Genomic DNA, 406 nt, shown 5'->3' with positions numbered 1-406 from the left:
TTTTACTAAAGGAAAGATACAAGGTAAACAAGGTTCTTTAACAGCTTTACCTATTATTGAAACTCAAGGTGGTGATGTATCTGCTTTTGTTCCTACTAATGTTATTTCTATTACCGACGGACAAATTTTTTTAGAATCTAATTTATTTAATTCTGGAATTCGTCCTGCTGTTAATCCCGGAATCTCTGTATCTCGTGTTGGTAGTGCTGCACAAAGCAACATAATTAAAAAATTATCTAATGGAATTCGAACTGCTCTTGCTCAATATCGAGAATTAGCATCTTTTTCTCAATTTTCTTCTGATTTAGATGAAATTACGAGAAAACAATTAATTTATGGTAAAAAATTAACCGAATTATTAAAGCAAAAACAATATTGTCCATTATCCATAGCTGAACAATCAGTA

General features: G+C 30.5%; 1 pseudogene. It reads left to right on the top strand.

The window, feature by feature from the left end:
* Positions 1-406: pseudogene (locus LDP10_RS03260) on the top strand (F0F1 ATP synthase subunit alpha); the annotation flags it as partial.

Origin of the sequence: Buchnera aphidicola (Pemphigus obesinymphae) (assembly GCF_026122815.1) — a bacterium.
In the GTDB taxonomy this organism is placed as follows: Bacteria; Pseudomonadota; Gammaproteobacteria; order Enterobacterales; family Enterobacteriaceae; genus Buchnera_C; species Buchnera_C aphidicola_BJ.
The sequence above is the reverse complement of the archived record's forward strand: the minus strand, read 5'-3'. Positions and strand labels throughout refer to the sequence as shown.